The organism is Nitrosophilus sp., from assembly GCF_982775275.1.
On the sequence record NZ_CEXZHP010000046.1, the window covers coordinates 1 to 9,856 of the forward strand.

The following is a 9,856-nucleotide window of genomic DNA, read 5'->3' on the forward strand; positions in this document are numbered from 1 at the left end:
ATTGGACATTGGTAAATGGGAATTTGGAATTGGGAATTGAGCCCTCTTAACAGCTTACCTCCTTACCCCCTTATCCCCTTACCACCTTACCTCCTTACCACCTTCTCCCTTCAGCCTTTGGCTTACCCTCGCTCACTTTCTCACTCTCTCACTCTCTAACTTTCTTACTTTTAATTACTCCTCTTCTCTATACCCTCTTATAGCCTTTAAATAAAAAGAGAGGCCAAATAGAAGCAAAGTTACGGCTCCAACCAGATATACGGCAAAAATGATTTTTTCAGGGCCGATTATAGCAAACTTAAAAACTAACATCAATGCTTCAATGGATAATGCGATTACAATAGAACCTAAAAATCTAATCATAGTTTTATGAATATCGCTTGTCTCCCTTTTTCTATGGTGTCCTAAAACCTCCTCCTCAAACAGAGTCTTTACAAGATCAAATATAGCTAAAGAAAGGGTTATTAAAATAGTAGATTCAAAAATCTCTTTGATATCTAAGTTATGAAACTGAATCCCATGGACCATAACGCTCATAACCCCTTTGAAAAAAAGAAGTATCGCTACCATTAACAGAGCAAAGGTAAAGAAAAAATATGAAATTTTAGAAAACCCTCCAAAAATCGACTCCATAGAGGAGGGATGGAAAATTTTCAAAGCATCTTTTAAGGAGATATCGATGCAGACAATATATACAAGCTGTTTTTTTTCGTTATATATTGGATAAGAGGCTGTAACGGTTAATTCATGGGTTAAAAGCGAAGGATAGGGATCGGTTAAAATACATCTTTTTTCTTTTACCGCTCTATAATAATAGGCTCTCATGCTTCTGTTTATACCTTTACCTCTTCTATATTCTGGGTTGTTTGATATAGCGTCAATTATTTGCATACCGCTTTTATCCAAAACATAAAAAGCTTCGGCTTGAGGAATCTCTTTTTTCAATATCTTTAGCGCGCCTACTATATTTTCAAGGGAAGGCTCAGGCATATAATTTGGAATATATCTTTGCAAAAGATAACAAAGATAGGCTCTTGCTTTTGTTCTAATCTCGGAATATTGATCTATCTCTCTTACAATCATTTTGTTTCCTCTTGTATAAATCTCAAAAACGCTTGAGTATAACTTTTATTTTTTGGAAGTTTCTCTTTTATTTCGTTAAGTATAGAAAAATAGTCTTCTAAAACGATATTTCCTTTTAAAAGTTCATATTTTAAATATAAAAAATATGTATTTAATACGTCGCTTTCACAATACTCTTTGATTTTTTCGATCTCGTTTTTATAAAAAAGCTCCAATACCATATCACCGCTTACGTCAAATTTCCCCGGTATCCCGGCCATTAAACAAAGAGTATCTAGATTTAGATTTCTCACCGCTCCAAAATGTCCTAAAACCTCCAAAAGATCTATATGAAACTGCTCACTATATCTTGATCTATAATTTTCCCATTTTGTTTTATTAAGCATCTGATTATCCTGCTCAAAATATGCGGGGCAAGATAGATTATATTTTAAAGCTCTAACAAACAGCATAGGTATATCAAATCCTCTTCCGTTGAAACTAACAAGTTTTGGATTGTGTTTATCTATAAATCTTAAAAAATTTTCTATCATCTCTTTTTCGTTTTTACCCTCTATTGAGTTGACTTTTATAAATTTTCCATAATCATCGGCAATAACGGCTGAGATCGCTACAACTTTATGATAAGGTATCGGTAAAAAGGATGTACCTTTTTTAGCCTCATAATCCTCCATCGCCTTTAAACTGACGTTTAAATCGTTTAAACTATCTTCATATTTAAAACTTTTCCTAATAAGATTCGCATCCAAAATAGTCTCGCAATCAAAAACGCAAATCATCCAAACCCTTTTTTGATTTTACTTAATTATACAAAATTAGATAAAATATCAAAAATTTTTCAAAAGGAAATTATGAAAATAGCAATTGTCAGACTTAGCGCCCTTGGCGATATAGTCCATTCAATGATAATTTTGCAATTTATAAAAAAACATTTTTTAGATGCGCAAATTACGTGGATTACCCAAAAAAATTTCGAAGAGATTTTAAAAAACAGCCCCCATATAGACAATATTGTCTCTATTGACCTAAAAAAGATTAAAAAGAGTCCAAAAAAAATATTTGATACTATAAATTATTTAAAAAACCTAGATAGTTTTGATTATGTTTTAGATATTCAAGGATTGATAAAATCGGCATTGATATCCTATTTTCTTGGGAATAATAGATACGGTTTGGAAGTTGGATGCGTAAAAGAGTCTCTTGCGACAATTTTTTATAACAAAAAAATAGTCGTCCCTTGCGAAAAAAACGTAATTTATAGAAATTTGGATTTTGTATCCAAAGTTTTTGGATTTTGCTATAAAGATCAAGAGATCTTAGATAAAAAACCATACCTTTTTTTTGACATATCAAAAGATTATTCATATTTAGATAACTATTTGGAAGATAAAAATATTTTGATAGTTTCAGGGTCTAGCAAAGAGAATAAAAATTATCCGGCAAACAGATATATTAAGCTTATAAAAGAACTTAACAAAAACGTGCTGCTTTTATGGGGAAATGAAGATGAATATAAAAAAGCGAGCTATATAGCTAAAAATACCCACGCAAAAGTATTGCCAAAACTCTCATTAAACGATTTGAAATATCTTATATCAAAGATGGACTTGGTTATTGGGGGAGATACGGGGCCGGTGCATATGGCTTGGGCGCTAAATAGAGCATCGATCGTTCTTTTTGGGTATACTCCAACATCCTTAATGTATCAAACCCCAAAAAATATAGCCATTAAATCCCCGTCAATCGCAAAAAATTGCAGATTTGATAAAAAAGACGATTCAATAAAAAATATAGATTATAAAAAAATAGCAAAAAGTGCAAAGGATCTACTTGGATAAAATATATCTATATCTATTTAAAGCTTTTAGATGGATGGTTATAAATACTCCCAAAACTATCCAAAATCCTATATTAAATACTTTAGCCAATATCATCTATCTTTTTGACTTCTCCCATAGAAAAATAGCAAAAATAAACCTCGATTTTGCATTTAAAGATGAATTGAGCGAAAAAAGAAAGCAAGAGATTATAAAAAAGTGTTATAAAAATATAGTTTATAATCTTGCCGATTTTGTTAAAAACCAAGGAATTAGCAAAGAGGATCTATCTAAAAAGATAATATTTGAAAATAGAGAAATTTTGGACGAAGCTATCAAAAAGAAAGAAAAAATCATACTTATTACGGCTCATTACGGAAATTGGGAACTTATACCGTTAGCGATTGGCGCTTTTTTCGGCTCTATGACCATCATCGGCAGACCTCTTGAATCAAAAAAAATGGATGAAATTTTAAGAAAAAATAGAGAGCAGTTTAATATCGAACTTTTAAATAAAAAAGGGGCTATGAAAGGTATGATAGATGCTTTAAAAAAAGGGAGGATCTTAGGACTTCTCGTTGATCAAAACACGGCGGAAAACGAAGGAATATTAATAAATTTTTTCGGTAAAAAAGCCAGGCATACCCCAAGCGCTTCTTTGCTTGCAAGAAGATTTAATGCTAAAATTATACCGGTTTTCATCTCCACAGATGATTATAAAAAATATAAAATCACTTTTTATGAACCAATTAAGTGTCCAAAAACCAAAGATAGTGAAGAAGATATAAAAAAATGCACTCAAGCACAAGCCGATATCACCGAAAAAGTGATAAGAGAAAAACCTCATGAGTGGTTTTGGTTTCACAAAAGATGGAAAAATCAGTATGAATATATTTATAAAGGAAAGTAGATGAGATTAAGCGTTATAGGCACAGGATATGTGGGTCTTGTAACAGGAGCGTGTTTTGCGCAGATGGGAAACAACGTAATATGCGTAGATATTGACGAAAAAAAGATCAAAGAGTTAAAAAACGGGATTATCCCGATATATGAGCCTGGCCTTGAAGAGATAGTTAAAAACAATTTTAAGATAGGAACCCTTGAATTTAGCACCGACATTAAATATGCCCTTAAAAATTCAGATATCGTATTTATTGCCGTAGGAACTCCTCAGGGCGAAGACGGAAGCGCGGATTTACAGTATGTTTTGAGCGTTGCCAAAGATATAGGTAGATTTATGACTCATCCGGTTATTGTAGTTGATAAGTCAACGGTCCCTGTAGGCACCGCCGATAAAGTAAGAGAAACGATAAAAAAAGAACTTGAAAAAAGAGCTCAAAACAAAGAGCTAACAGAAGGAGAATTTAAAGAACTTATGGAATTTGACGTAGTTAGCAATCCGGAATTTTTAAAAGAGGGAGATGCTGTTAACGACTTTTTAAAACCGGATAGAGTAGTCATAGGAGCCGACAATCCAAAAAGTATGGAGATTTTAAAAGAGCTTTATGCTCCTTTTACCAGAAGTCACGAAAGATTTATTCCTATGGATATAAGAAGCGCGGAACTTACAAAATATGCGGCAAACGCGATGCTAGCCACAAAAATATCTTTTATGAATGAGATTGCAAAGATAGCCGAAGCCGTAGGAGCCGATATAAACAAGGTTAGAGTAGGAATCGGAAGCGATAGCAGAATAGGATATGCCTTTATTTATCCGGGTGTTGGATATGGCGGTAGCTGCTTTCCAAAAGATGTAAAGGCTTTAGAAAAAATTGCCTTTGACGCCGGAGTTGAACCAAAAATAATAAAAGCGATCCAAGAGGTAAACAAAGAGCAAAGGATCTATTTTCTAAACAAGATATTAAACAGATTTTCAAAAGATGGCTCATTAAATGGTTTAACATTTGCCATATGGGGACTAAGCTTTAAGCCGCAAACGGATGATATGAGAGAAGCTCCATCCATTACGATTATTACCGAACTTGTAAAAAGAGGGGCAAAAATAAAAGCTTACGATCCAAAAGCTATAGATGAAGCTAAAAATTTTTGGCTAAAAGATATAGAGGTTGAATATTATGATAACAAATATGACGCTTTAAACGGAAGTGATGCAATGATTTTGGTAACGGAATGGAAAGAGTTTAGAAGCCCGGATTTTTTCGAGATGAAAAAAAGACTAAAAAAGCCTATCATATTTGACGGAAGAAACCAATACAATAAAGAAAAGCTAAAAGAGTTTGGGTTTGAGTATCATCAAATCGGCGTTAGATAGATTGGAATAAATATTAAAATAAAAAATTTTTCATACAAGGAAAAATATGAAAGTACTTATTACTGGAACGGCGGGATTTATCGGTTTTTTTGTTGCAAAAAGATTGCTTGATAGAGGCGATGAGGTAATAGGTATCGATAATATAAACGATTATTACGATATAAACGTCAAATATGGTAGATTAAAAGAGCTTGGGTTTAAAGAGAAAGAGTTTGAGTTTAATAAAAGATATGAGAGTAAAACCTATCCAAATCATATCTTTTATAGAGTAAACTTGGAGGATAAAAAAGCTATAGATAAGATTTTTGAAGATCATAAAATAGATAGAGTTTGCCACCTTGCCGCACAAGCTGGAGTTAGATACTCTTTAACAAACCCTGATGCCTATATTTATAGCAATATTGTTGGATTTTTAAATATTTTAGAAGCTTGCAGACACCACAAAATAGAACATTTAGCATATGCTAGTAGCTCTAGCGTATATGGTCTTAACGAAACTATGCCCTTTAGTGTTCATCACAATGTAGACCATCCCATAAGCCTTTATGCGGCTAGCAAAAAAGGTAACGAGCTTATGGCTCATACATACAGCTATCTTTATAACATTCCAACAACCGGTCTTAGGTTTTTTACCGTATACGGGCCATGGGGTAGACCGGATATGGCTCTATTTTTATTTACAAAAGCGATCTTGGAAGATAAACCTATTGAAGTATTTAATTATGGAAAGATGAAAAGAGATTTTACTTATATAGACGATATAGTCGAAGGCGTAGTTAGAGTCATAGACAATCCGGCTAAGCCGAACGAAAAATGGAGCGGTAAAGCACCGGATCCCGCTACCAGTAAAGCTCCTTATAGAGTATATAACATAGGAAACGGCTCTCCCGTAGAACTGATGGATTTTATAAAAGCTATAGAAAAAGCTCTAGGCAAAGAGGCTAAGAAAAACTATCTACCACTGCAACCCGGAGACGTTCCAGCTACCTGGGCAGATACTTCCTCTTTAGAAAAAGATCTAGGCTATAAGCCGGGCACGCCTATAGAGTATGGTGTTGAGCGATTTGTTAAATGGTATAGGGAGTTTTATGGAGTTTAATATGTTAAAATAATTTAAATATTTTTTAGGATAAATTATGAAAAAAGAGGAAATTTTAAATTTTTTAGCTAAACATAAAAAATTTTTTTTCAAAAAATATGGTATACAAAAAATTGCTCTTTTTGGAAGTTATGCAAAAGATATGGCTAATGAGAATAGCGATATTGATCTTTTAATTGATATGAAAAAGAAAGATTTTTTTCTTAAAGAGGATTTCAAAGAGTATCTTGAAAAAAATTTGCATAAAAAAATAGATATCGGATATTTCGACTCTATAAGAGATTATTATAAAAAATTTATCGATAAAGATTTGATTTATGTCTAAAAATAGAAGTATATCTCTTTTTATTATAGATACTTTTATAGCTATTAAAAAAATTGAAAATTACACAAAAATATTTAATAATGCTCAAGAATTTAGATATAGTTTCCTACATTGGGATGCAACAATCAAAGAACTTGAAATAATATGCGAATCGATAAAATATATTTTGAACAATTCGGAGCTATCTAAAAGTACTCCAAAATATTTTAGAAAAATTGTAAATTTTAGAAATTTAATAATACATGAGTATTTTGGTATTGATGAAGAGGAAGTCTGGAATATTGTAAAAGAAAAGCTCCCTATATTATATAATGATTTGTTAAACATTTCTAAATATTGTTCGGATATAAATGATGCAATAGAATCAACAATTAAAGAGTATAAAAAATATAAAAGTAAAGAGATTGTAACTTTTTTACAAAATTTAAAAACAAACTTTTCATATGAATAGGTTATCGATAGTTATCATTACTTATAATAGTGAAAAATTTATAGAAGAGGTAATTAAAAGCGCATCTTTCGCGGATGAAGTATTGGTTCTTGATAGTGGCTCAAGCGACGATACCGTAAAAATAGCCAAAAATCTTGGCGCAAAAGTTTATCATCAAAAATGGTTAGGTTTTGGCAAACAGAAACAAAAAGCTGTAGATTTAGCCAAAAACAGATGGGTTTTTGTGCTCGATAGCGACGAGATAATAACGAAAAATTTACAAAAAGAGATAGAAGAAGTTTTAAAAAAACCAAAATTTGACGCATTTAGGGTTGCAAGACTAAACTACTTTTTTAAAAAGCCCATAAAATATGGAGGACTTTATCCAGATAAGAGCATTAGGCTTTTTGATAAGGAAAAAGGTAGGTTTAGCGAAGATGAGGTTCATGAAAAAGTAATCATAAAGGGAAAAGTTGCGGATCTAAAAAACCATATGATACATTATGCTTACGAAAATATTGAGGAGTTTATAAATAAACAAAATAGATACTCCTCCCTAAACGCAAAACCCAATAAAATCAAAGCGATTCTCAATCCTTTTTGGACATTTTTTAAAATGTATATTATAAAGCTTGGTTTTTTAGACGGCTGGGAGGGATATGTTATAGCAAAACTTTATAGCCAATATACCTTTTGGAAGTATATTAAAAAAAGCGGAAGACAGAAGAATTAAGGTTGGAGGATAAAGGTATTTTGAGAAAAATGAAAAAGATAAAAGTTTTACACACCGAATGGTCTGACGGATGGGGCGGACAAGAAATAAGAATCATTTTAGAGATGCAAGCTCTGCGTCAAAAAGGAGTAGAGCTTCAACTTGCATGCAGAAACCATGCAAAAATCAAAGATGAAGCGATAAAAAGAGGGTTTAAAGTCCATACACTTCCTTTTAAAGGAAACACTGATTTAAAGACTCTCTTTTCACTTGTGAAAATCATAAAAGATGAAAAGATAGACATAGTAAACACCCACAGCGGAAAAGATACGTGGGTGGGAGGATTTGCGGCTAAAATAGCCGGAGCAAAATTTATCAGAACTCGACATTTATCAAATAAAATTAATCCTTCAAGATTAAACTTCATTAACGAAATGGCCGATTTTATCATCACTACAGGGGAAAGCGTAAAAGAGAATATGATACGCTATAATCGAATAAAGCCACAAAAAATAGAGTCTATTCCAACAGGTATAGATGAAGAAATTTTTGATCCTTCAAAATACGACAAAAAGAAAAACAGAGAGCATTTCGGGATAAAAAAAGATCAAATTGCTATAGGGATACTTGCAGTTTTAAGAGGTTTCAAAAGGCATGATTTATTTTTAGAAATGGCAAAAGAAATATCAAAAAAACATCCAAATACCATTTTTTTGATAGCAGGTGATGGTCCAAGAAGAGAAAGCATAATAAAAATGATCAATGAAAAGGGATTGAGCGGTTCAGTCAAAATGCTAGGTCACATAAATGAACCAGCAAAATTTTTATCAGCTCTGGATATCTTCACGCTTACTTCCGATTCTAATGAAGGCGTACCTCAATCGGTTATGCAAGCACTCATGATGAAGCTGCCAGTAGTTGCAACTGATGTAGGAAGCACAAAAGATTTGCATAAAAACAACAATTTTATCTTGATAGATCCAAACAACAAGAAAAGCTTAGTAAAAAATATGGAAAAACTTATACTAGATCCCTTTTTTAGAGAAAATTACTCCAAAAAAGCAAGAGACTATATAGTAAAAAACTATTCAAAAAAGGTGATGACGGATAAAATTATAAATATATATCAAAAAATTTTGGAATAGTATTTATGTTATAATTTCCTAAAATTTAAAACAAGATTATATACCTATAAAGTATTTCATGAATAAACCAGTTTTTTATTATCATCCACTAAATTTGACTTTTTCTTCAGCTCAAACTATACAGATAATTAGAGATTATACATATTTGTCAAAACTGGGATATAAAATATATTTGTATGGATTTTACGAAAATCTGGATGAGATTAAAGAGATAGAAGAATTTATCAAAAAGAAAGAAATTATCCTATTTAAAAGAAAAAAGAGAATATTAAATAAAATTTTTGCTAAATTTAGCTTTTTCTATGAGATTTTCAAAAATAGAGATAAAAGTCCATTGGTTGTTACTAGACATTATAAAAAGGTCAAAGAGACTGTTTTTTTAAAAAAATTTATAAACAGTATAAAGATATTATACGAGTTTCATGAAGAGTCTTTTCCCTATATTTTTAAAAAAAATATCTCTAAACACTACTTTTTTGATTTAATCTCTAAAATTGATGGCTTAATTTTTACAAACTATTCGCAATTAGAATTTTTTAAAAAGGAATTTAATAGATTACCCCCAACATGCTATACCATATTGCCAAACGGTGTCGAAATAGATAAATTCAAAAATGCCATCAAAAGTGATAATTATGTTTTAACATATCTGGGACAATTTAACAAATGGAAAAATATAGAGCTAATATTTAAAGCATTTTCTTTACTGGATGATAGATTTTCATTAAAGATCGCTGGCGGAAAAGGAGATAATAAAAGCAAAAAAATTATAGAAAAATTGATTGAAAAATATAAAATAGATCCTAAAAAAGTGAGATATTTAGGTTTTGTAAAACAAAATGAGATTGTAGAAAAAGTCTTAAATAATTCTAACATTTTACTTTTGCCATTAGGCGAAAATATTCAATCTAAGTATTTGACATCACCAATGAAACTTTTTGAATATATGGCACCCAAAATACCAGTATTGGCG

General features: G+C 31.4%; 11 protein-coding genes. 9 read left to right on the plus strand and 2 right to left on the minus strand.

The annotated features are described in order from the left end of the window. Window positions 1-174: 174 nt before the first annotated feature. Window positions 175-1,083, minus strand: coding sequence for a PDC sensor domain-containing protein (locus AC30RD_RS03685; protein ID WP_489492893.1), 909 nt, complete (start codon window positions 1,081-1,083; stop codon window positions 175-177). Next, entirely contained in the window at window positions 1,080-1,862 is a 783-nt protein-coding gene (locus AC30RD_RS03690; RefSeq protein ID WP_489492894.1) for a 3'-5' exonuclease, read from the minus strand. Before AC30RD_RS03690 ends, AC30RD_RS03685 begins: the two co-directional genes overlap by 4 nt. A gap of 72 nt (window positions 1,863-1,934) precedes the next feature. Between AC30RD_RS03690 and waaC the strand changes: the two genes are divergently transcribed. The 9 genes from waaC to AC30RD_RS03735 form a co-directional block, all read left to right on the plus strand. Then, window positions 1,935-2,921, plus strand: coding sequence for a lipopolysaccharide heptosyltransferase I (waaC, locus tag AC30RD_RS03695; protein ID WP_489492895.1), 987 nt, complete (start codon window positions 1,935-1,937; stop codon window positions 2,919-2,921). Next, window positions 2,914-3,810 (plus strand): lipid A biosynthesis lauroyl acyltransferase, encoded by an 897-nt coding sequence (locus tag AC30RD_RS03700; RefSeq protein ID WP_489492897.1) that lies wholly within the window; start codon window positions 2,914-2,916, stop codon window positions 3,808-3,810. The genes waaC and AC30RD_RS03700 overlap by 8 nt, the downstream gene beginning before the upstream one ends. Further along, entirely contained in the window at window positions 3,811-5,172 is a 1,362-nt protein-coding gene (locus AC30RD_RS03705) for a UDP-glucose dehydrogenase family protein (protein WP_489492898.1), read from the plus strand. It begins immediately after the preceding gene. A gap of 46 nt (window positions 5,173-5,218) precedes the next feature. After that, on the plus strand, window positions 5,219-6,271 hold the full coding sequence (locus tag AC30RD_RS03710; RefSeq protein WP_489492899.1) for an NAD-dependent epimerase: 1,053 nt from the start codon (window positions 5,219-5,221) through the stop codon (window positions 6,269-6,271). A gap of 37 nt (window positions 6,272-6,308) precedes the next feature. After that, window positions 6,309-6,596, plus strand: a complete 288-nt coding sequence (locus AC30RD_RS03715; protein WP_489492900.1) for a nucleotidyltransferase family protein — start codon at window positions 6,309-6,311, stop codon at window positions 6,594-6,596. Next, the gene (locus tag AC30RD_RS03720) at window positions 6,589-7,047 is read left to right on the plus strand and encodes a HepT-like ribonuclease domain-containing protein (RefSeq protein ID WP_489492902.1); all 459 of its coding nucleotides are present in this window, start codon (window positions 6,589-6,591) and stop codon (window positions 7,045-7,047) included. The genes AC30RD_RS03715 and AC30RD_RS03720 overlap by 8 nt, the downstream gene beginning before the upstream one ends. Continuing rightward, window positions 7,040-7,759 carry a glycosyltransferase family 2 protein gene (locus tag AC30RD_RS03725; RefSeq protein WP_489492903.1) on the plus strand — a complete coding sequence of 240 codons (720 nt, stop codon included), beginning with the start codon at window positions 7,040-7,042 and terminating at the stop codon, window positions 7,757-7,759. The genes AC30RD_RS03720 and AC30RD_RS03725 overlap by 8 nt, the downstream gene beginning before the upstream one ends. Window positions 7,760-7,788: 29 nt before the next feature. Further along, complete coding sequence (locus tag AC30RD_RS03730) at window positions 7,789-8,883, plus strand: glycosyltransferase (RefSeq protein ID WP_489492904.1); 1,095 nt, start codon at window positions 7,789-7,791, stop codon at window positions 8,881-8,883. 58 nt (window positions 8,884-8,941) lie between these two features. Continuing rightward, window positions 8,942-9,856, plus strand: a 915-nt coding sequence (locus AC30RD_RS03735; protein ID WP_489492905.1) for a glycosyltransferase family 4 protein, incomplete at its 3' end; no start/stop codon positions are given.